Origin of the sequence: Methanothermobacter tenebrarum (genome assembly GCF_023167465.1) — an archaeon.
In the GTDB taxonomy this organism is placed as follows: domain Archaea; phylum Methanobacteriota; class Methanobacteria; order Methanobacteriales; family DSM-23052; genus Methanothermobacter_A; species Methanothermobacter_A tenebrarum.
Genome location: NZ_AP025698.1, coordinates 43,463 through 65,596, shown reverse-complemented (window position 1 = coordinate 65,596; position 22,134 = coordinate 43,463). Strand labels below are relative to the sequence as shown.

Here is a 22,134-nt window from a genome sequence, read left to right as displayed (position 1 = left end):
CATATCCGTTATGGTGGGGCATATGAAAAAAACTCTATTGTTAAAAAAAGGTGACATTAAGGATCTTGTGAACATGGATGATATCTTAGGGGTTGTCGAGGAAGCATTTAAGGAGTATGCTCTTGGTAGGGTTCAAATGCCCCCGAAAAGTTATCTATTCTTCAGGAGGGGTGATTTTAGGATTATGCCATCCTACTTAGAAGGTTTGGGGGTGGCTGGGGTGAAATGTGTTAATTCTCATCCAAGCAATCCTAGGGAATATTCTCTACCCACGGTAATGGCTATCATAGAATTAGTTGACCCGGAGGATGGTTTTCCACTTACTTTAATGGATGGTACCTGGGTTACGGATATGAGAACCGGAGCCGCTGGTGGAATATCAGCAAAGTATCTTGCAAGACCAGATTCTAAAAAAGTTGGGATAATAGGGGCTGGTAGACAAGCATATACACAGCTTATGGCCATTAAAAGCGTGTTGGATATTGAGGAGGTTAGCGTATACTGTCGCACGCCATCAACTAGGGAAGAATTCGCAAAGAAAGCATCAAAGAAGTATGGTATAGATGTTATACCAGCGACTACGGTTAGGGAAGCTGTTAAAGACAAGGATATTATAGTTACGGCAACTCCTTCAACTAAACCCCTTATAAGATTGGAGTGGACGCCCCCGGGCGTGCATATATGTGCAATCGGAGCTGACGCCCCCGGCAAACAAGAATTAGATCCTAAGATCCTCATAAAGGGGCGGGTTTTCGTCGATTCATGGGAACAGGCTTCCCATAGTGGTGAAATAAATGTACCCCTCAGGGAGGGCATACTCTCAAAGGATGATATAGCAGGTACCCTAGGCCAGGTTATAATAGGTGAAGTGCTAGGAAGGATCAGAGATGATGATATAACAGTATTTGATTCAACAGGCCTTTCGGTACAGGATATGGCAACAGCATCGCTAATATATGAGAGGGCTTTAAAGGAAAAAATAGGAGTTAAGGTAAATTTCATGGAGTGACCCCCGTATTATCGGATGGGGCTTCCACCGGAAGCCTTTGGGGGGCTTGGGGGAGTGTGTGGGTAGTTTTCCCATTTTGGGCTGGGTCACAGCAGCCCCTCCTCCACCATATAGGCATGGGCTCGCTTTAATAATGTTCTTAGCTCCATATGGTATAAATTTTTCAGCTCTCACCCGTCCCACTTTCCTAGTTCATCTCTATCCTTACGGATGGAGCCTTCTTAACGACAGAAGGTAGGGGGGATTTCCCGCCGAAAGACTGCTGGGTTCTTGGTCTTCGGTATCCCCCCTCGGGGCTTTCATTGGCCTGTGTTTATATTTCAGTTCAGGTTATGGGGGCGGGGGTGTTTAGTTTTTCCACCCCTTGGGTGTTCTTGCCAAAAAAGTAAAGTATATCAAAATGTAAATAATATGATTATAATGTTAAAGGGGATGTTTTTAATGGAATCTTATATTAGTAGTCTTTTAATTCGGATGGATCATGTTTGTGAGAGGATGAAGATCCTTACTAGGACAAGGGTGCTTAAAAAGGAGGATATGGAGAGGATAGATTACCATTTAACCCAGATTATGAGGATACTTAATGAGTGCGCCTAGCGTGGTCAGATGCTAGAGGTGCTTCTTTTCGCTTTAACCTCCTTCATGATCGGACTTTCAGGTGCCATGGCTCCAGGTCCTCTTTTAACTGTTACAATCTCTGATTCTCTCAGGAAGGGGTCTAAGGCGGGTCCATTATTAGTATTAGGCCATCTTGTAGGGGAGGTTTTGCTCGTTCTACTTATCCTGGAGGGTTTTGGTTGGTTGATAAGCTCGTCTTTGGCGTCTGCTTGGGTGGGTTTGATAGGTGGGGCTGTTATGATATTCATGGGTTTGAATATGATGAGGGATACGAGCCCTAAAATAGAGTCTGATGAATTTAAGGATTTTGGCCTGGTATCTAAGGGTCTTGTGACTAGTGTTTCAAATCCGTATTTTTTTATATGGTGGGGTACGATAGGCGCTGCATTGATGCTTAAGGGTATGGAATTGGCTGGATTGGCTGGATTGGCGGCTTTTCTTATTGGGCATTGGTCTTCGGATTTTGCATGGTATGGTATTGTGTCGTTCTTTTCTGCTAGGGGTAAACTGGTATTAAAGAGTACTTACAAGTTTATAATATTGGCTTGTGGCGTTTTCCTTATTGTAGTTGGATTATATTTTATCTTAACTTCTTCGATAACTCACATAGTAGCGTAATATTTTTCGGATAAAAGGGAGAAATAATTTTTTGATGAAGAAAGCTATTGTGTTTGATAATTCTGGGACTCTCACTGAGAGGTATAGGGCGATTAAGAAGATTAGAACCGGTAAAATTTGCGATTTTATCAGTTCATTGGATCTTGTTGAGTATAAGAAGAACAGGGCTCTTGTGGTCCTCCAGACGGACCCTGCATCTTGTATAATTAATGCCAGGCCGGATCAGACCATCTATGATTTCATAACACGGAACAATATAGACTTGGGTATAAGCTATTCTAATGTTAATATAACTAAAGAGGAGATTTTAAATATATTAAAGGAGGACGCTAGTAAGGTTAGGGACATACAGGACACTATAAGAGCTGTTTTAGATAGGGGGTATGATATTGAGATATGTAGTGGCTCAGGGTTCATACTTAACATTGAAAAAAGAATGGTTGAATTTACTATAACAGCTGGTGGTAAGTTATTCCCGGAAGTCTTAGATGTTGTATCAGAGCTTAAAAGGAGGAATATAGATATTTATGTTGCTTCTGGTGATAGGAAAGGTGCCCTGGAAAAGCTTGCAATCACGATTAATATACCAACTTCAAATGTTTTCGCCACAGTGGATACAAAAGGGAAAGCGCTTGTCATAAGAAGACTTAAGAGGAAGTATGATAAGGTTATGATGGTTGGGGATGGTCTCAATGACATCCTAGCACTGAAAGAGGCAGATGTTGGCGTGTTAACCCTACAACAGAATAATAAGGTCCATGAGAAGCTTTTAAAAGCTGCTGATATTGTTATATATAATATAAGGGAGATTTTAGATATAAAATTTTAACTTACTCCGCGTGTGTGGGGGGATGAGAGGCGAGAAGTACTTATTGATGTTGGGGGGTACTGTCTTGAAGGCTTGTGGAGATGATGCTCCTGGAATATTCCATGTGCTCGCAAGCTTGAACCGGGAAACCACCCCAAGAGGGGGTACTTTTTATAATCTTTTTATTAATTTTTTGATCCTTGATTTGCTTTTTAGGACATTTTTATAATTGTTAACTTCTATTATGCCTTTTTTCACGTTTTTGAGCAGTTTTAAGTTAAGGTTGCCTTCACCAACTGGTAAATGTTCATCCTTTTTACCATTATTATCATTTATATGATAATATGCTATGTCTTTAATTTTGAAGAAGTTTTCAGGTTCTTTGGTTGTATTGGCATGTCCTATGTCTACTGTGGCAGAGCAGCCACAAGCTTTTATGAATTTTTCATGTTCGCGTGGATTGTTGCAAAGGTAAGAATAGCGGCCTGGCATGTTTTCGATGGAAAGTTTAACTCCGAGATCATCTGCATAAATTGAACAGTCTTTTAGTGTTTCCTTTGCGAATTCTAGTGCCATGTTCCTTATTCTTTCTTCTTTTCTATGTATGAGTCCTGGGTGTGTTGTTATGGTGGTTGCGCCGATATTATGGGCTAGTTCTATTGTTTCTATTGTCTGTTTTTTGGTTTCTTCTCTTATACCCTTGTTTATGCTGGCGGGGTTAAGGTCGATTGTAGGTGCATGGAGGAATAATTCAACATCATAGGATTCTAGGGGTTCTATGGATAGTTTATCTTCTAGTAATTTCCTGGGCCAGTATGGTCCTTCGCAGAGTACTTCGATGAGTTGGAAGCCGTCTTTTGATGCTATTTCTAGCATTTCTTCGAGTGATTTCATGAATAGTGCCAGGGTAGAAAAGCCGAGTTTCATGGTAGATTCCTCCTCTTTTTATTTTTTGTGTGGGGGGATAAAACTTATATATATCAGAAAGTTGATATATCACAAAACCTATATAATGGGTGGCTTGCTATGAAAGATTACAACAATCACATAATAAAAAGTTTCATGCGAGGATTCGGGAAGACAATGATCCTACTCATGATAAATAAAGAAAGAACTCACGGATACGAGATAATGAAAAAACTCCACAGATTTTATTCAATAAAGGGTCACAGGATAAAACCGCCAGGTCCGAGTATAATCTATCCAATACTCCACGACCTTGAAAAAAGAGGACTCATAAAAGGAGAATGGGAATTGAAAGGCGAGAAGAGGGTTAAATATTACAAGATAACACCCCAGGGTGAAGAAACAGTCAAAAAGATCAAGCATATAATGAAGGATCACATTATGAAGATCTGGGAAGAATTCTGGGAAGACTCAGCTAAGGGCGAAAAAGGGGTGTACAGATGAAATATGCCATAGAGACGTTCAATCTAACTAAAAAGTATGGAAACTTCACCGCAGTAGACAACCTAAACATGAAAATAGAAAACAAGACAATATTCGGGTTCCTAGGCCCTAATGGAGCCGGTAAGACAACCACGATAAAAATGCTCACATGCCTCATACCACCCACAAGTGGCACGGCTAAAGTTGCAGGATACGACATCAACAAGGAACCAAACAATGTAAGGCAAAAGATAGGAATGGTACCACAACTCGTAAGCCTATACAAGGATCTTACAGTAAGAGAAAACGTGGAGTTATGCGCTGACTTTTATGGGATGTCACCAGGACTAAAGGAAGAAAGAATCGATGAACTCATGGAAATGGTCGACATCAAATACGCAGAAAACAAACTCGTAAGACACCTATCAGGGGGACAACAACAAAAAGTCTCACTCGTAGCCAGTCTAATACACCAACCAGAAATCTTATTCCTGGACGAGCCAACCATCGGATTGGACCCAACAACCAAAAGAGTACTATGGGATCTTATAGGCGAATTAAACAATGAAGGACACACTATAATACTCTGCTCCCATGACATGTACGAAGTAGAACTACTCTGCGACCATGTAGGCATAATAAACCAGGGAGTGTTAGCAGCCTTCGACACACCCCAAGCACTCAAAGATGCTGTAATCAGAGAAAAGAAATCAAAGGTGGCCAGAATACTAAGAAAGATAGAAGAAGAAAGTGAAGAGGGCGAGATCCTTGAAAGAGAGTATAGAGAGATAAGCGTGTTCATAGTTAATCTTACAGACAAGATTATTGCAGAAATAAAGAAACTACCAATGGTCATGGGAATCGAGAGGCACCATAGCAATCGTATAACGATAAGAATAGATGAGAGATCAGAAAATGACATTAACACGGTTATAAAGACCATCCTAGACAATGGCGGGATTATAAAGTCTATTTCAACGAAAGACCCGAGCCTAGAGGATGTTTTCATAAAAGTAACGTCTGAGAAGGTGGAATAAAATGGAAACAAAAAAGATCATGTGGATGATCAAAAAAGACCTCCTAGAATTATGGAGGCACAAACCACGACTAATAGCCATACTATTATTCCCAATAATCGCAATAGTCTTCTTCGGTTATGGGATGGGAGGATCCCTCGAAAATATCCCCATAGTTATAGTTGAACAAAGCCATGGCCCTGTAACTGATCAGACTGTCGCGGCTATAAAAAATATGAGCTTATATGATGTCAAGGAAGTGACATCAGACCCTGACCAGGCAAAGGATATGGTAGAATCGGGTGCAGTTAAAGCCGCTATCATACTACCACCCGATTATGACAACCTAAAAAGCAGACAGGCCCCAACAGTTATCCTATATGTTGATTCTTCGGATCAACTCGCAACTCAAGCAATTGTACCAGCAACACAAACATTATTCGCAAGGATCTCAGGAGAAATCGGAGTCCAGAAAATGCAAATAGAGGGTCAAACAGGTCCTATAACACAAAATGGGACTTCTAACATGTTCCAGAGTATTGTGAATACCATTAACTTTGAAGTTGATAGAATATATGGTGATGTGAAATATATGGATTTCCTAATCCCGGGTATATTAGCAATGACGATAATGTTCGCATGTATGGGTGGTATGGGACGTTCAATCGCCGGTGAAAGGGAAACAGGAGAACTTGCAAGACTTTTCATGACACCAACAAGTATAGCGACAGTTGTCGGTGGAAAAATCATGTCAAAGTTAATAACAGAAACAGGAAGAGCTTTGATACTGCTCATAGTCGCCATAGTACTTTTTGGTGTGACAATAAAAGGAAGCATCCTCTTAACAGTCCTTTTACTCGTATTAACCGCTTTATGTTTTGTAGGCTTCGGTATAATGATATCTGCAAGGGCAGAAACCCAAGAAGATTACATGCAGATGATGATGCCATTTCAAATGCCAATGATGTTCGTATCAGGGGTCTTCTACCCAATAGAAACTATGCCATGGTTTTTCCAGAAACTAGCATATGTATTCCCCTTAACCTATGCAAATGATGCTCTAAGGGCTGTGATATTAAAAGGGGCTGGTATCACTGAAATATGGTCTGATATCATGATATTGCTCGCGTTTACTTTCATATTCTTCACATTAGGTGTTACAAGATTCAATAGGGACATATGAAGGTGATATCATGAAAAACAAGAAGATAATAATGGGATTCTTAATAATATGTGTTATTCTCGGTCCTGTGTCCGCTGTTGACTGGCCCATGTTCCATGGTAATCCCCAACATACAGGCTTCCTAGAGGAGCCTAGTGATTTCGCACCCCATCCATGGACAACAAGGATAGGACCAGTTAATGGTTCACTAGCAATATTTAACAAGGTAGGATATATCGGGTCCTTGGATGGGAAAATATATGCGATAGATCTTGAGGATGGTATAATCCTCTGGGATTATAAAACCGGCGCCAGTATAGTGTCTTCACCCACGATAAAGAACAATACTTTATTTGTAGGTTCAAAGGATGGGTATCTTTATGCTATAGACATAGAAACTGGTGAACTGAAATGGAAATTTAAAACAGGCAATTCTATAGAATCTTCCCCTGCGGTTTCAAATGATACTGTTTATATTGGATCGGATGATTGCCGTATTTATGCCATAGACCTGGAAACCGGTTCCAAAAAATGGGATTTATACCTTGGCGATTCTATAAAATCCTCGCCTTTACTTGTAAATGATACACTTTATGTTGCAGCTACAAACGGAAGATTATATGCAATTGGAACGGAAAATGGGACGGAAATATGGAATTACACTACTGGAGACGCGATATATTCAGCCCCCGCCTTCTATAATGGGACAGTCTATGTCGCATCAAATGATGGCCACCTTTATGCCTTTAATGTTGATGATGGGACGATAGAATGGAAATACAACCTTGGCGATAAAGTGTATTCATCTCCCACTATAGATGAAAAGGACAACAGCCTTTTTATAGGAGCCGATAATGGAAACTTCACATGCCTCGACACCAGGGATGGACAATTAAAGTGGTCATACCAGACCGGAGGGCCTATAAGATCTACAGCAGCCCTCTTTGACGAGTATGTGGCCTTGGGTTCGGATGATGGGACGCTGTATGTTCTGAATAAATATAGTGGAAAGGAGGAATGGAAATATTCACCAGGCTATTATCTGTTTAATTCACCAATAAGATCCTCCCCAGTGGCCTATGGGAAGGCAGTATACTTTGCATCAGAAAACGGCTACACATACTCTGTTGATAGTGAAAAAAAGGAGGGTCCAACTCCAATATTCGCATATTATACCCTTGGGATAATCATAATCATAATCGGGGTGATGGTGGGTATAAGAATATTAATGAGCAGATGATCTATAGGATCCTCTAGGGATGAGCATGGTCGGGGATTAAAAAAATGTAAAGTGGGATGGAGCAATCCCCGACACTCCCCAAAAAATTGCAAAATTTCCTATTTCCTTAACTGGATTTCAATTGCTGAAACGTTTGTAGCTGTTCCTTCGTTACCAATGATTTCCTCTGTGGAAATATCAATGTTGGCAACGTCAATGTCCGGTATGAAACGGTTTTTCACAATCTCGGCGACATCAACAGCTCGGCTTATAGCTCTACCCCGAGCTTTTAATATCACCTCATCAGCTCCGCCGTTCATTTGGGTTACAACGGCCAACACATAGTTCATGACGGGTTTGTTTCCAATGTATACAACATTTTCCTCTGACATCACTTAACCTCCAATAGAATGTCGTGAACTACCCCACCCTAGTGGGTGGGGCTTCCTGCTTCACTGAGAAGACTTGCCCCTATGATCACTTTCCTATAGGGGATCATCGGGGGTAATGGGCCTCTCTCCACAGGCGTTCGGGACTGTCTCAGCCCCACATTCTATCTTATAGTTGTTGTTACCTCTTATATATATAACTTTCTATCCTTCCCCTATTGTGTCCTTTCGATTTCATGGGGTTAGCAGTGTGGAATACCCCTCAATTTATTGGTTGGGTGTTTTGATGATGATGGTTTGCAGGGTATACTTTGTAGAGGGTTTTTCTAGGGGTTCAATGGGGACGGTCACAGGGTTAAAATTATTCTCTGATTAAGTTGAGTATTTTTTGTGAGATTGAGAGGGCGCCTTGGAAGCCCCATGTCAGTTCTTTTCCGTGCATTACATCCAAAACTGGGATTTTGAGGTTATAGGAGAAATATGATTCTCCGAGGCCTCCTAGGATTATGTGGGGTTGCTCTTTTTTTATGAAGTTTTCGATTTCTCCGAGTTCTGGTTCGATGAGCACTTTCGGTTTCGCATCCCCAATGGCCCATTTAAGTTCTTTTAGCGTGTATTCTCCGATTAGATCTATTGATATTAGTACGGGTGTCATTCCAAGTTCTCTGACAAAGGAGGCTAATGCTATGGCTCTTGTGGGTCCTGCGATTATAGCAGCTTTGTAGCCATCGAGTTTTTGTCGGAAGTAATCAATGGACGGTTTTAATTTGTCGTATTCTTCATGTAGAGGATAATTTAAGTTGAAATGGTCTATGAGTGTTTTGAAAAAATTTAATGAATTTGAAAATCCCATTGGGAATGGATAGTAAACATATGGTATTCCGAATTCTTCTTCGAGTATTTTGCATGGTATGATGCCTGAAATGTCGCAGAAGGAATAGTTTAAGTGGGCTAGTGGGATATTTTTTATATCTTCTAGGTTGCTTCCACTTGTAAGCACACAGTTTATAAGTATACCCATATTCTTGAGGGTTTTTTTAAGTTTTAAAAGGTCAGGACCCCCTCTAAAGACGCCTATAAGGTTTATTGATGGTTTTTTGGTCTTTCCATTTGCTCGGTTGGGGATTGTGATATCCTTTATAAGTGTCTCTAGTACTTCTTCGTATCCTCCGCTTTGATCTGATTCAAAACCTCCTGCACTTATGGTTATGATATCTGCGTTTATTTCATCTTTTAATTCCCTTGCAACTTTTTGGATATCTTCTCCGATTATACTAGTTGAGCAGGAGGTTAAAATTGGGATTAATTCGGGTTTGTATGTTCTGTCAACGGTTATGATGGTCTCTTTCAGTTTGTTTTCCGCTCCGAATACTATATCCTCTTGTGATAATTCGGTGGAACATATTCGTATCCTTGAACCGCTTCTCGCGCTTAGAAGGTATCTTATGTGATATGCGCAGCCCCTTGGACCATGTATGACTGGTATTGTATTCTTTATACCTATAAGAGCTCTTATGGCCCCGAAGAGTTTGCATGTGGACATTGGCTCCATCTGGGCCCACCTGTCATTTTAGGGTTAGTATTTTGTTTATGGCGTCGAGGACTGCTTCTACACTGGCCATTACTATGTCTTCCCTTGTTGACCTTCCTGTTGCTTTGTTGCCTTTTTTGTCGCTCATTACCACGAAGACTTCTGCAAGTGCGTTCGTACCCCCTGTTATGGCCTCTATGTTATATTCTTCCAATTCTATATCAGCAGTTTCGCTCACTAGACTGTGTATGGCGTTTATGGCGGCGTCAACAGGTCCTACTCCTGTTTTTGCTGCTGTTTTGATTTTGTCTTTGATTCTGAGTTTTACTGTTGCTGTTGGCATCACACTTTCTCCTGTCATCACCGCTATACCTTCTAGTTTGACTATTTCTTCTGGTGCGCGTCCTAGGAGTGTGATGGCCATTGCCTTGAGGTCGGCGTCTGTCACCCGTTTACCCTTATCTCCAAGCTCTTTCACTTGTTCATAGAGTGTTTGGAGCTGTTTTTCGTCCATTTCTATGCCGTGTTCTTCTAGTTTTGATTTTATGGCCTTTGTACCTGTATGTTTGCCCAGGACTATCCTTCTTTTATGTCCCACCATTTCTGGTTTTATGGGCTCGTATGTTTCGGATTTTTCTGTCACCCCATGTACATGGATTCCTGCTTCGTGGGCGAATGCGTTTTCACCTATAATAGCCTTGTTGGGTGGCATTTTAACTCCTGTGATCTTTGAGACAAATTCTGAAATGTCAACGAGCCTTTTTGTCTCTATATCTACCGGGATTCCATAGTGTATGATTAGTGCCATGACAACTTCTTCTAGGGCTGCGTTGCCTGCTCTTTCTCCTAGACCATTAATGGTGACATGTACTTGACTTGCACCGGCTTCTATTGCTGATAGTGAATTTGCGACTGCAAGTCCGAAATCGTCGTGGCAATGGACACTTAATGGTATTTTGAGGTTTTCATTTAGTTTATTTATGAGGTGTTCCATGGCCCGTGGTATCATGACGCCTACTGTATCTGGGACGTTTATGATGTGGGCTCCTGCATCCTCGACGGTCTTGTAGATTTTGAGTAGGTAATCGAATTCTGTTCTTGTAGCATCTTCAGCTGAAAATTCTACTTTGACTCCATGGTCTCTCGCGTATTCGACTGCGAATATTGCTTTTTGGATTATCTCTTCTTTATCCATTTTGAGTTTGTATTTTCTATGTATGGGTGATGTGCCAATGAATGTGTGGATGTAGTCAACGTCGCAGTCTAGTGCGGCGTCAAGGTCTCCTTTTAATACTCTTGCCAGGCCACAGATGTTCGCGTCTAGTGAGAGTGATGCGATATTTTTCACGGCATTTTTTTCACCTGGGGAGGCGGCTGGAAAACCGGCTTCGATTATGTTCACTCCCAGTTGATCTAATTTTTGGGCTATACTGATTTTTTCATCTACTGTTAGGGCTACTCCAGGTGTTTGTTCACCGTCTCTTAGGGTTGTGTCAAATATTTTGACTTTTTTTGGGAGTTTCATTTCATTTTTCACTTCATCTATGTATTTCACTTCCTCTATGGACATGGCAATTCCTCAAAAGGAGCTGAATTATAATATGGGGGATTATTGATTATATTATTATCCTATTAGGTTTATAAAGTTTCCTCTCCCATAATTGCTAGATCATGTTGCCATGCAGAGGGTTAGGAAATTTCTAAGTCCAGGGGCGAGGCCTAAGATGAATATACTAATTTTCAGAGTGTTTTTCACGTATTTGTCCTCAAAGCCTTCGATGAGGTAGAGGACGGTTAATATTACTAATATTTTTAATGGGAACATTACAAAGGCTGTGTTGGTAATGTTTGTAAGGAGGGTTGGCAGTACATGTTGTTCCCAGTAGCCATAGAAATCAACAGCGACGAAGGTTGTGGAAGCATCAAATAAATGGGCTGATAAAACAGTCAAATTGGTTTTATCATTCAGAAGATCCCATTTTAACCCCAATATCGCGAAGATGCTTGTGAAAGCCGCCCATATGCCTAATATCCCGAAAAAGGGGGTGAGATTAAAGGGTTTTAGGTGGATGATGTTGGGGGTTGAAAGTATGAGTCCGGTCAGGAATATGATACGTCTATAATCCCATCCAAATTTTTCCTCGAGTTTGACAGATGCTAACAAGGTTACTATCGCTGTTAAACCTACTATGATATAAATTCCTGGTGTGACAAGAAAAAGGGTGAGTGGATAGACTCCATTATCGACTAGGGCCCTTGCACCAGATCCTACAAATATAAAGGGGATGATTGGTAAAAAAAGATCTTTAGGGTCCTTTTTAATCCACTTGAACATCCTTATTATAATTAATACTACTAGGCCAAGGATCAGACCGAAGACTATGGTGTTAAATAGAGTATAACCTGGGTGGAGGTAGAAAAAATTTTCCTGCAGGAATTTTATAATGGGATCTAGGATGTGGTGGGCTAACATTTTTTTATCTTCTTGTTAATTACTTCTTTTAATATGAGGTGTAAGGGTGTTCTACTCCCATGGGGTTTGGTCTTTCCTTTTTTTATAGCGGAGAGTATGTCATCGGGGTTTGGCTCTGAATCTACTTGTGTGTAGCAACTTCCAATGGCTGTTACAAAATGGGCGTCGCTCGCACCTATCATTGGAAGGTTTCTTTTCTTGGCGAATTTTTTAGCCTTCCAATTTGAATAACCGAGAATGTAACGGGAGTTTAAGGTTTCTATAGCATCAACCTTTAAATCTTGGATGTTCACGAAGAGGCCTTTTCTGTATCTTACAAAGGGGTGGGGGACTATGGCAATAGCCCCTTGTTCGTGTATTCTGTCAACGGCTTCTTGGGGTGTTACGCCCTTCTTTATCTCTTCTTGGACGCCCAGGGCTAGGATGTGTCCTTTGGATGTGCTTATCTCCATGCCCGGTACTATTATGATGCTTTTAAAGTCCTTGACTTCTTTTTTAGCGACTTTTGAGCCTTGCATGGTATCATGGTCTGTGATTGCTATCGCGTCAAGACCTACAAGGATTGCTCTTTTGATTATCTGTCGTGGTGTTCCTTTCGCGTCACCGGAATATATACTATGGATGTGGGGGTCGAGTATCATGGGTGTTCTCCTCTGTGGTATATTACACTGTTTATGAGTCCAACTGGTCCTGTCATCATCACGTCCCCTGCGGGGGTGGCGTGATATGCTGGGAGGTGTGTTCTGTCAAGTAGTCTGCGTTGTGGTCCTGTTACCACTACTTTTTCGTATGTTTTTATGGCATCGATTATATGTGCTCCATGGCCTCCATCTTCGTGGACTTGGGTGTGTGTGAGGGTTCCGTTGACTAGTTTTTTGATGAGTTTTTCGATTTTATCAGGGTTTAGCATTTTTGTGTGGTGTTCCATGAGTCCCATGATTTTACCTTTTTTTATGGTTGCGGCTAGTGTGTGGCCGTTGCCAACGTCTAGTACTACGAGTTTTTTATATTTTGTGATTTTGGGGTCTTGGAGTGCGCCTGTTATGGCTGCGAATTTGGAGTCCATGAGTAATGGGTTGTATTTTTTTAGGCTTTTTTTGATTGAGTTCATTCTTGTGAAGTATTTTGGGATTTTGTTTGGGTATGCGAATTCTTCGGGTGGTGTGGGTTTTTTGAGTTTTTCTTTTATTTTATGGAATCTGAAGTCTCTGTCACCCATTTTTGGTGAGTGTCCGTGGTCTTGGACTGCGATTGCGAGATGTTCGAATTCTAGTTTGATGTTTAGATTTGCTAGGGCGGTTTCTAGGGCTTTTATGTTGATGTCTGCGAGTTTTATGGTTTTCCAGTTGTGGGGGTTTTCTTTTGATATTTTTATACCGAGCTTTTTTACTTTTTGGAGGTCGTCTTTTATTGTTCTTGCCGCTTCTGGTGTCATTGTTATTTTGTATCCTTTTTTGAGATGTTCTTTGATTGCGAATGTTATTGGCCCGCCCCCCATTGTGTTTCCTGTTAGGAATAGGTTTTGTCTGGTTTTTCTTATTTTTTTGGCGAGTATTTTTGTGGGGGATGGTAGTACCATTTTGGTTGAGTTTTCGATATTATATTTTGAATTGTATAGCATTATGTCTTGTGTTCCTACTCCCACGTCGATTGCGAGTATTTTCATGGGGGTAATGTAAGGTGTTATGTTCAGAAAAACCTTATCACCTAATGTATGTTTTTGTACAGCAAAGATTTAAATAGTGCTTTATAGATAATTTGGTACCATGCCAACCTATGAAAGGTGATCAAATGAACAAGATAATACTAGATGAAAAAGAATTACCAAAAAAATGGTATAACATTAACTCAGACCTACCAGTACCATTACCAGAACCAAAAAACCCCGAAGAAAAAGACAACATAAGTAAATTACCCCAGATGTTCTCAAGTGGCGTGCTAGAACAAGAAATGTCCATGGAAAGATGGATAAAAATCCCAAAAGAAATTAGAGAAATTTACAAGAGAATAGGAAGGCCAACACCACTATTCAGGGCAAAAGGCCTCGAAAAAATGCTAGACACACCCGCCAGAATATACTACAAAAGAGAAGACTACTCACCAACAGGAAGCCACAAACTCAACACAGCAATAGCACAAGCATACTATGCGAAAAAAGACGGTGCAGAAAGACTTACAACAGAGACAGGAGCGGGACAATGGGGGAGCGCATTATCCCTTGCATGTTCACTAATGGGCCTAGAATGCAAAGTATACATGGTAAGAGTATCATACAACCAAAAACCTTATAGAAAAACAATAATGCAAATCTATGGAGCTGAAATCGTACCATCACCAAGCACAGACACAGAATTCGGGCGGAAAATATTAAAGGAAAACCCCGAACATCCAGGATCCCTCGGTATAGCAATATCAGAGGCCATAGAAGAGGCACTACAAAACGAAAAGGCATACTACTCCCTCGGTAGCGTACTGAACCATGTACTCCTACACCAGACCGTCATAGGATTAGAATTAAAAAAACAACTTGAAATCGCAGAAGAGACCCCAGACATCATGATCGGATGTGTTGGTGGAGGAAGCAACTTCGGCGGAACAATACTGCCCTTCGTAAAAGATAAAATAGATGGAAAGCTCGACTGCGAATTCATAGCATCAGAACCCGTAGCCTGCCCAACCCTCACCCAAGGAGAGTACCGCTACGATTACGGTGACACAGCAGGAATGACACCCCTACTTAAGATGTACACACTAGGACATGACTTCATACCACCCTCAGTACACGCAGGTGGCCTACGATACCATGGAATGGCGCCACAAATCGCACTACTAGTAAAAGAAAAGATAGTGAAAGCACGAGCCGTTAGCCAAAAATCAGTATTTGAAAGTGGTGTGACATTTGCAAAGGCAGAGGGTGTTATACCAGCACCAGAAACATGCCACGCGATAAAAGTGGCAATCGACGAAGCCAAAAAATGTAAAAAAACCGGCGAAGAAAAGACGATAGTAATCAACTTCTCAGGACACGGACTATTAGACCTCCAAGGATACGAAGACTACCTCACAGGCACCCTACCAGAAAACAACAAATAAAAACCACTATATTTTTTCATAAAAAACTGCAAAATATTCCCCAATTAGACTACTTTTTATATTTTAACTTATAAAATTATTATAAAAATCAAGAATTGAGATTGATTTACTAGGTTCCTTGTTTAGGATACTAACCCTTCGTGAAAATTTTATATGAGTTTTCAAGGAGAAAATTAATATCACAAATGGAAGCATATATGAACAAATAATTTTGGAGGATTCGAATGTATAGGATTAGTGAAGCGCTGATAGGAAAAGGCAATGAAGTCGCCCATATAGATCTTATAATAGGGGATAAGGAAGGTATTGTAGGCTCGGCCTTTGCAACCGGACTTACAAATATTTCAATCGGCCACACGCCCTTGCTTTCTGTTATAAGGCCCAATCTAATGACAAAACCCGCAACATTAATGATACCAAAGGTGACCATTGGATGTTTGGAAGATGCTAATAAAGTATTCGGGCCTGCTCAGACAGCTGTTGCAAGGGCTGTTGCAGATGCCGTGGAAGAGGGGATAATACCAAAGGAGAAGGTTGAAGATCTGGTCATAATTGTGAGTGTTTTCATCCATCCAGAGGCGGAGGATTACCAGAAAATCTACCATTATAATTATGGGGCGACAAAACTTGCAATAAGAAGGGCCATGGAAGGTTACCCATCAATTGAAAAGATCCTTTCTGAAAAGGATAGGGGTGTGCATCCTGTTATGGGGTTCAAGCCTATAAGATTATGGAACCCACCATATTTACAAGTGGCGTTGGATCTTGAAAGTGTTGAAGAAATGGAGAGGGTGGTGGATGTTCTCCCACCACGTGAAAGGATACTGCTCGAGGCGGGCACGCCACTTGTCAAAAAGTTTGGTGTAGGGATCGTGAATAGGATACGGAAACTGAGAAAGGACGCGTTTATAATAGCAGATCTTAAAACTTTAGATGTTGGTAGGATGGAAGTTAAGATGGCGGCTGATGAAACAGCGGATGCTGTTGCCATATCAGGACTTGCAACAAAAGCAACAATTGAGAAAGCTGTCCATGAAGCGCGAAAACAGGGCATATATTCTATCCTTGATATGATGAATGTTGAAAATGTCGCAGAAAAACTTGAAGAACTTAGATACAAGCCCGAGATCGTACTTTTACATAAGAATATTGATGTTGGAGCAGCAGAAGTTTCAGAATGGGGTGACATCCCAAAGATAAAGGAGATCATCGGTGAAAGAGGATTAGTTGCTGTGGCGGGTGGAATAACACCATCCAAGACAAGAAGAGCCCTTGAAAGTGGTGCTGATATAATAGTTGTTGGAAGGTATATAACTGGATCCAAGGATCCGCGAAGAGCAGCAGAGGATTTCTTAGAGGAATTGCCACCAGATCCTGACACAATGAGATTACCACATGAAGAAGATGAGCCAATCTAGACATTATTTTTTTATTTTACCCCCACACATAACTTATAAGTTAAAAGTTATAACTTACAAGTTATTAGGTGGATGTTAAAAGCTAAAAAAGATTATCCAACACACCAAAAAGCCATATAAAACAGATCTGAAGCCGGGTGAAATAATGGATGTAATCGGCATATGCGGAAGCCCACGAAAACAAGCCACAGAATACGTGCTGAAAAAAGCCCTTAACACGCTAGAAAATGAAGGATACGAAACGGAATTTTTCACTGTCAGAGGAAAAGACCTAAGTCCATGTAAACACTGCGATTATTGTTTAAAGAAAAAAGAGTGCATAAACAAGGATGATATGTACACCCTCTATGATCTCCTCCCAAGGGCAAGGGGCATATTAATCGCCACACCTGTTTACAATGGTGGGCTAAGCGCCCAAACCAAGATTATAATAGACAGATGCCGAGCACTCAACATGAAAGATTATGATATTCTCCGTGGAAAAACCGGAATGGCAATCGCCGTTGGCGGTGACAGAGCCGGGGGACAGGAACTCGCAATCCAACAAATACACACATTCTATATAGCAAATGGCGTGATACCAGTAAGCGGAGGAGCCTTCGGAGCAAACCTCGGCGCATGTTTCTGGTCAAAAGACACGCTGGAAGGGGTTAAAAAGGACAAAGAAGGATTCAGAAGCCTCCAGAAGACCCTTAAAATGTTCATAAGATTCTTGGAAAAAGAATAATCATTCACCAGGGTCCTTTATTTTTTTTCTTGGGTGATTTAATGAGTTTGACAAGTAGCACATCAAAACTAGTGAAGGGCAGCTTCCTTATAATGGTCAGCAGCCTCCTTTTCAGAGTTGGAGGATACATATACAGAGTATTCATGACCAGATTGCTTGGACCTGAAGGTTATGGTCTTCTCGGCTTAACATTCCCCCTCCAGGGGATATTCCAAATACTCTCAGCTGGTGGTCTGCCACCAGCCATCGCAAAATATATCGCACAGTACAAGGCCCTCAATGAAGATCAGATGGCAACACAAGTCCTTCACACCTCTTTGAAGCTGATGATCATCCTTGGTCTTAGTTTTTCTATTATAATATTTTTCATAGCACCCTGGCTTGCAAATGATGTTTTCCATAAGCCCCTTGCACTGTATCCTATACAAGCTGTTTCACTTATCACACCATTTAGTGTTATCGTAGGCGCATTCAGGGGCGCCTTCCAGGGCATTTATAGGATGGAGTATGTTGTCGTGACACGGGCAATTGAACAAATATTCATGATAATATTCGCAGTCTTATTTGTAATGGTTGGTTTTTATGCGGCCGGGGCTGTTATAGGTACAGGTTTCGGTTTTATAGCATCTGCAGTTTCTGCATTTGTAATCTATGAAAAGTTACTTAAAGATTACCTTCCACCAGTTGATCGTGAGAACAAATTAAATTTCCAAGAAGAGTTAGGATTAATGAAAGTCCTTTTAGGTTTTTCCATCCCGGTAATTATAACAGCATTATCTGAAATGGCCATCTATGATATAAGTGTTTTTGCTATAGGCATATTCCTAGCGACTAGGGCTGTTGGTTATTATACTGCCGCGGATCCGATCGCAAGATTACCACTTATTGTCTCCCTTTCAGTTGCTACAGCTGTTTTACCAGCCGCTTCAGAAGCTTCAGCGCTTAAAGACAAGAGTTTGCTTGAAACTTATGTTGTGCAATCCTATAGGCTTGTACTGTTATTTGTCCTCCCATTATGTGTGGGTATTGCAATATTTTCAAAGCCTATCCTTGAACTTCTTTTTGGGGGTGCTTTCATTTATGGTGCTGGTGCGCTTACAATTCTTGTCGTTGGCATGACATTCTACACACTCTTCGCAGTATCTGCAAGCATCACCCAAGGAATAGGCTACCCACGTCTTCCAATGTACATATTATTGATAGGTACTCTCATAAACCTAGTACTTAACGTTATCATGGTACCAGTTTATGGTATTGAGGGGGGTGCTCTTGCAACAACCATCGCAACATTCATTATAATGCTACTTTCACTATGGAAAACGTTCCAAATCACCAATGTGAGACTACCATACACCTCATTTTGGAAGATAACACTAGCATCCATCATAACAGCCATCCCCCTCATCATAATACCCAATACAATAACAGGACTTATAATAGCACTTATAGTATCATCCCCAATATATGTAACAGCACTATTAGCCGTGAAAGGTTTCGAAAAAAGGGATATACGTTTGATGAAACGTTTCAGTTCAAGAATGGGGCCACTGGAGGGGCCGATCAACAGATTAATCGACTTTATCGATAAGCACACTCCCAGATAATTTGGGAGGATAACAATGCTAAAAGAAAACTACAAATTAAAAATAAAAGGAAAGAGCATTTGGATCGATAATAAAAAGTTCAGATTACTCCAATCAATAAATGAATACAAGTCGATAAAAAGGGCCTCTGAAAAATCAGAAATCCCCTATAGGACAGCGCTCTTATATATAAAAAGGATAGAACATGCACTCGGTGAAAAAATTGTTTCAACAAGAAGAGGCGGGAGTGGTGGAGGGGGAAGCAGCCAGCTTACCAGGATAGGTGAATATATAATACGAGAATACCGTAAAATGCAAGTACTAGTTAGAAAAAGTGCATTTAACGAAATTAGAGGAATCATCAATGACATAAAAGTAGATGATAGGATCATCGAAATTAAAGCCGGTGAAAATATTATAAAAGCCCCATTAAAGGAAAAATTCGAAAAGGGGGAAAAGGTAATCCTATTAATACATCCAGAGGACATAATACTCATGGACAAAAAATATGAAACAAGCGCAAGAAACGTTATAAAAACCAAGATTAAATCCATCAAATCCGCAGGCAATATACTGAAGGTTAAATTAAAAACAGATAACATAGAGTTAACAGGTTATATAACAAAACAGGCCCTGGATGAGCTGAAGTTAGAAATTGGCAAGGAAGTCTTCGCAGGATTCAAGGCGACAGCCATAGAACTCATAAAACCATGAAAAGGTAACCCTTATATGAAGATAATCATAGACCTTGAAAAATGTACAGGTTGCGGGAAATGCAAAGAAGCCTGCCCCAAGGGCGGTAAAATATGGACAATAGACAAGAAAAGGAAAGTAGCAATCCCATCTAACCTTGAATATTGTCACCTTTGCATTATCTGCGCAAGCAAATGCCCCGAGGAGGCTATAAGAATAATAAGGGATGATAATTATGAGAAAGGCCCAGAAATCGAGGAAAACCCGTGAAACCGAGGTTAAAGTGGATATGAATTTGGATGGTGAAGGGAATTATATAATCGACACAGGACTCAAATTCTTCGATCATATGTTAGAATCTTTCACAATACATGGATTATTCGATCTTGAAGTAAAGGTGAGGGGGGATTTAGAAGTTGATGACCACCACACCATCGAAGATGTGGGGATAACACTCGGCAGGGCCTTCAAAGAAGCCCTATCAGATAAGAGGGGTATAAAGAGAATTGCCCATGCAATAGTGCCGATGGATGAATCCATTGCAATGGTAGCAGTCGACCTTGGAGGAAGAGCATACACCGTCCTTGATATGGAATTTGAAAGGGAGAAGGTTGGTGATATTTCAACGGAGAACATTCCACATTTCATTGATTCATTTGCAAAAAATGCCCAGATAAACATCCATGCAAGAGTCCGCGGAGGGAATGATCATCATAAAATAGAAGCTCTTTTCAAAGCACTTGCAATTTCACTAAGAAGTGCCTCGAAAATCGAACACCAAAAAATACCAAGTACAAAGGGCTATTTATAAATTTAACCAGGAAATATGCTTCATCTATTTCAAGCATACCCTACAATTTCTAAAGTTACCATCATGGCACATGTGAACTACCCCCCACATATCGTAACTGCCCTTGTGATCCTTATTAGCTTAGTTGGTATGAGAGTAGGTGGTGGGGTCATGCTAGTGGATTGAAAGATGAATAAGATATTGTGAATACATTTAAAATTTACTTATATGTTCTGCGGCTATGAGTGCCGTGGCTGCAGCGCCTACAATGCCCCTAGAAACTCCTGCTCCATCTCCTACAGCATATAATCCTTTGATTGGCGTTTTCATGTTTTTGTCTACTTCTATTCTCATTGCATAAAGTTTTATTTCAGGGGCATATAGTAATGTATAATCTGAGGCCACCCCTGGTATGACCTTATCAAGTGCTTCTAGGCCTTCTATTATATCGAGGACTATCCTGTAGGGTAGGACTAGTGCAATGTCTCCAGGTGTTACATCTTTTAGTGTTGGCTTCACCGGACTCCTTTTTAATCTCTTCCAAGTGGATCTTCTCCCCCTTCTAAGGTCTCCTAATCTTTGTATTATTGGTTTACCCCCACCAAGTGTATTAGATATTTTCGCAATTGAAAGGGCGTATGCAGATGTGTTTTCAACTGGCTCTGTAAGTTCAACTTTAACTAAAAATGCGAAATTGGTATTATCAGATGTTTTTGTGCGCATTGAATGTCCGTTAACTCCCTTGAAGTCGTCGTAGGCTTCTTCAACTACGAATCCTTTGTTGCAGACGCAGAATGTTCTTACAAAGTCGTCGTAGCTTTTTGTTATAATATGGAATTTCGGGTCCCAGCTTATCCTTGTGATATCCTCCATTACTATACTTGGGATTTCGACCCTTACCCCGATATCCACTGGATTGTACTTTATGGGGATTGAAAGTTTTTTCATTTGCTCTGCAAGCCACATGGAACCAGATCTTCCAGGTGCAAGAATTAAAAACCTACATTTTATAATATTCTCCTTCCCATTCTTATCTTGGACTTTGAGCCCTTCTACTTTCCCATTTTTTGTGATAATATCTAATGCCCTTGTTTCTAGGAGGAATTTCACACCCCTTTTTTCAAGGTCTTCCTTTATAGATTTTAGGACCATGGGCGTCTTATCAGATCCTATATGCCTTTGGATGATAGGGATAAAATTTATACCAGCTGCAGCTGATTTTTTCAAAATCTTCTCCACTTCTTTTTCTTCGGGCGAATATAATTCTTCTGGGGCTCCATGTTTGAGGAAGAAATTGTCAACTTCTTTTACAAGTTCCCATGCTTTCTTGGTGTCTACGAATTCTTCTAGGTTGCCTCCAATGTCTGGTCTTAGGTTTAGTTTCCCATCTGATAATCCGCCGGCTCCTCCGAGGCCGCACATTATGTTACAGGGGGAACATCTTCTACATATGCCATCTTTTAGGGCTGGACAGTATCGTTTGTCCATGTCTCTTCCTTTATCGACTACTAGAACCTTTAAATGGTCTGCTAGTTTGTCTGCGGCGATTAGTCCCCCGGGTCCGGCGCCGACTATTATCACATCAAACACAAAAACAC

Annotated in this window: 22 protein-coding genes; 14 read left to right on the top strand and 8 right to left on the bottom strand. The window is 40.8% G+C overall.

All coding sequences use genetic code 11. The features are described 5' to 3' along the window. Positions 1 to 22 precede the first annotated feature (22 nt). From ala to MTTB_RS00300, 3 genes are all read left to right on the top strand, one after another. Positions 23 to 1,009 carry an alanine dehydrogenase gene (ala, locus tag MTTB_RS00310; protein ID WP_248564562.1) on the top strand — a complete coding sequence of 329 codons (987 nt, stop codon included), beginning with the start codon at positions 23 to 25 and terminating at the stop codon, positions 1,007 to 1,009. A 606-nt stretch (positions 1,010 to 1,615) separates the two neighbouring features. Then, positions 1,616 to 2,245: a LysE family transporter gene (locus MTTB_RS00305; RefSeq protein ID WP_248564561.1), complete on the top strand. Its 630-nt coding sequence runs from the start codon at positions 1,616 to 1,618 to the stop codon at positions 2,243 to 2,245. A 34-nt stretch (positions 2,246 to 2,279) separates the two neighbouring features. Beyond that, positions 2,280 to 3,074: an HAD-IC family P-type ATPase gene (locus tag MTTB_RS00300; protein ID WP_248565329.1), complete on the top strand. Its 795-nt coding sequence runs from the start codon at positions 2,280 to 2,282 to the stop codon at positions 3,072 to 3,074. Between the two features lie 150 nt (positions 3,075 to 3,224). On the opposite strand, the gene MTTB_RS00295 is transcribed toward MTTB_RS00300, so the two are convergent. Beyond that, on the bottom strand, positions 3,225 to 3,980 hold the full coding sequence (locus tag MTTB_RS00295; RefSeq protein WP_248564560.1) for a sugar phosphate isomerase/epimerase family protein: 756 nt from the start codon (positions 3,978 to 3,980) through the stop codon (positions 3,225 to 3,227). A gap of 99 nt (positions 3,981 to 4,079) precedes the next feature. Here MTTB_RS00295 and MTTB_RS00290 point away from each other — a divergent pair, with 99 nt between their 5' ends. The 4 genes from MTTB_RS00290 to MTTB_RS00275 are packed head-to-tail and all read left to right on the top strand — an operon-like array spanning position 4,080 to position 7,860. After that, positions 4,080 to 4,463, top strand: coding sequence for a PadR family transcriptional regulator (locus tag MTTB_RS00290; RefSeq protein WP_248564559.1), 384 nt, complete (start codon positions 4,080 to 4,082; stop codon positions 4,461 to 4,463). Beyond that, on the top strand, positions 4,460 to 5,479 hold the full coding sequence (locus MTTB_RS00285) for an ATP-binding cassette domain-containing protein (RefSeq protein WP_248564558.1): 1,020 nt from the start codon (positions 4,460 to 4,462) through the stop codon (positions 5,477 to 5,479). Before MTTB_RS00290 ends, MTTB_RS00285 begins: the two co-directional genes overlap by 4 nt. Position 5,480: 1 nt before the next feature. Then, a complete protein-coding gene (locus MTTB_RS00280; protein ID WP_248564557.1) occupies positions 5,481 to 6,641 on the top strand; it encodes an ABC transporter permease in 1,161 nt (386 codons plus the stop codon). A gap of 10 nt (positions 6,642 to 6,651) precedes the next feature. Beyond that, positions 6,652 to 7,860, top strand: a complete 1,209-nt coding sequence (locus MTTB_RS00275; protein ID WP_248564556.1) for a beta-alanine-activating enzyme beta-propeller domain-containing protein — start codon at positions 6,652 to 6,654, stop codon at positions 7,858 to 7,860. A gap of 98 nt (positions 7,861 to 7,958) precedes the next feature. On the opposite strand, the gene albA is transcribed toward MTTB_RS00275, so the two are convergent. The 6 genes from albA to MTTB_RS00245 form a co-directional block, all read right to left on the bottom strand. After that, positions 7,959 to 8,231, bottom strand: a complete 273-nt coding sequence (albA, locus tag MTTB_RS00270) for a DNA-binding protein Alba (protein ID WP_248564555.1) — start codon at positions 8,229 to 8,231, stop codon at positions 7,959 to 7,961. Between the two features lie 358 nt (positions 8,232 to 8,589). Further along, positions 8,590 to 9,780, bottom strand: a complete 1,191-nt coding sequence (locus tag MTTB_RS00265; RefSeq protein WP_248564554.1) for a nitrogenase component 1 — start codon at positions 9,778 to 9,780, stop codon at positions 8,590 to 8,592. 13 nt (positions 9,781 to 9,793) lie between these two features. Continuing rightward, positions 9,794 to 11,329, bottom strand: coding sequence for a 2-isopropylmalate synthase (locus MTTB_RS00260; protein WP_248564553.1), 1,536 nt, complete (start codon positions 11,327 to 11,329; stop codon positions 9,794 to 9,796). A 99-nt stretch (positions 11,330 to 11,428) separates the two neighbouring features. After that, complete coding sequence (locus MTTB_RS00255; RefSeq protein ID WP_248564552.1) at positions 11,429 to 12,232, bottom strand: DUF63 family protein; 804 nt, start codon at positions 12,230 to 12,232, stop codon at positions 11,429 to 11,431. Further along, positions 12,226 to 12,873: a CehA/McbA family metallohydrolase gene (locus MTTB_RS00250; protein ID WP_248564551.1), complete on the bottom strand. Its 648-nt coding sequence runs from the start codon at positions 12,871 to 12,873 to the stop codon at positions 12,226 to 12,228. Before MTTB_RS00250 ends, MTTB_RS00255 begins: the two co-directional genes overlap by 7 nt. Next, positions 12,870 to 13,898, bottom strand: coding sequence for a DUF1786 domain-containing protein (locus tag MTTB_RS00245; RefSeq protein WP_248564550.1), 1,029 nt, complete (start codon positions 13,896 to 13,898; stop codon positions 12,870 to 12,872). The genes MTTB_RS00250 and MTTB_RS00245 overlap by 4 nt, the downstream gene beginning before the upstream one ends. 125 nt (positions 13,899 to 14,023) lie before the next feature. Between MTTB_RS00245 and MTTB_RS00240 the strand changes: the two genes are divergently transcribed. From MTTB_RS00240 to hisB, 7 genes are all read left to right on the top strand, one after another. Then, complete coding sequence (locus MTTB_RS00240; RefSeq protein WP_248564549.1) at positions 14,024 to 15,325, top strand: TrpB-like pyridoxal phosphate-dependent enzyme; 1,302 nt, start codon at positions 14,024 to 14,026, stop codon at positions 15,323 to 15,325. A gap of 224 nt (positions 15,326 to 15,549) precedes the next feature. Further along, positions 15,550 to 16,743, top strand: a complete 1,194-nt coding sequence (locus MTTB_RS00235; protein ID WP_248564548.1) for a bifunctional 5,6,7,8-tetrahydromethanopterin hydro-lyase/3-hexulose-6-phosphate synthase — start codon at positions 15,550 to 15,552, stop codon at positions 16,741 to 16,743. Between the two features lie 145 nt (positions 16,744 to 16,888). Further along, complete coding sequence (locus MTTB_RS00230; RefSeq protein ID WP_248564547.1) at positions 16,889 to 17,470, top strand: flavodoxin family protein; 582 nt, start codon at positions 16,889 to 16,891, stop codon at positions 17,468 to 17,470. 41 nt (positions 17,471 to 17,511) lie between these two features. Beyond that, the gene (locus MTTB_RS00225) at positions 17,512 to 19,074 is read left to right on the top strand and encodes a flippase (protein WP_248564546.1); all 1,563 of its coding nucleotides are present in this window, start codon (positions 17,512 to 17,514) and stop codon (positions 19,072 to 19,074) included. Positions 19,075 to 19,089: 15 nt separating this feature from the next. Beyond that, complete coding sequence (locus MTTB_RS00220; protein ID WP_248564545.1) at positions 19,090 to 19,767, top strand: TOBE domain-containing protein; 678 nt, start codon at positions 19,090 to 19,092, stop codon at positions 19,765 to 19,767. Between the two features lie 15 nt (positions 19,768 to 19,782). After that, complete coding sequence (locus MTTB_RS00215; protein ID WP_248564544.1) at positions 19,783 to 20,016, top strand: 4Fe-4S dicluster domain-containing protein; 234 nt, start codon at positions 19,783 to 19,785, stop codon at positions 20,014 to 20,016. Next, on the top strand, positions 19,979 to 20,557 hold the full coding sequence (gene hisB / locus MTTB_RS00210; RefSeq protein WP_248565328.1) for an imidazoleglycerol-phosphate dehydratase HisB: 579 nt from the start codon (positions 19,979 to 19,981) through the stop codon (positions 20,555 to 20,557). The genes MTTB_RS00215 and hisB overlap by 38 nt, the downstream gene beginning before the upstream one ends. 192 nt (positions 20,558 to 20,749) lie before the next feature. Here the strand turns inward: hisB and MTTB_RS00205 are convergent, their stop codons facing one another. After that, complete coding sequence (locus MTTB_RS00205) at positions 20,750 to 22,126, bottom strand: NAD(P)/FAD-dependent oxidoreductase (protein WP_248564543.1); 1,377 nt, start codon at positions 22,124 to 22,126, stop codon at positions 20,750 to 20,752. Between the last annotated feature and the right edge of the window lie 8 nt (positions 22,127 to 22,134).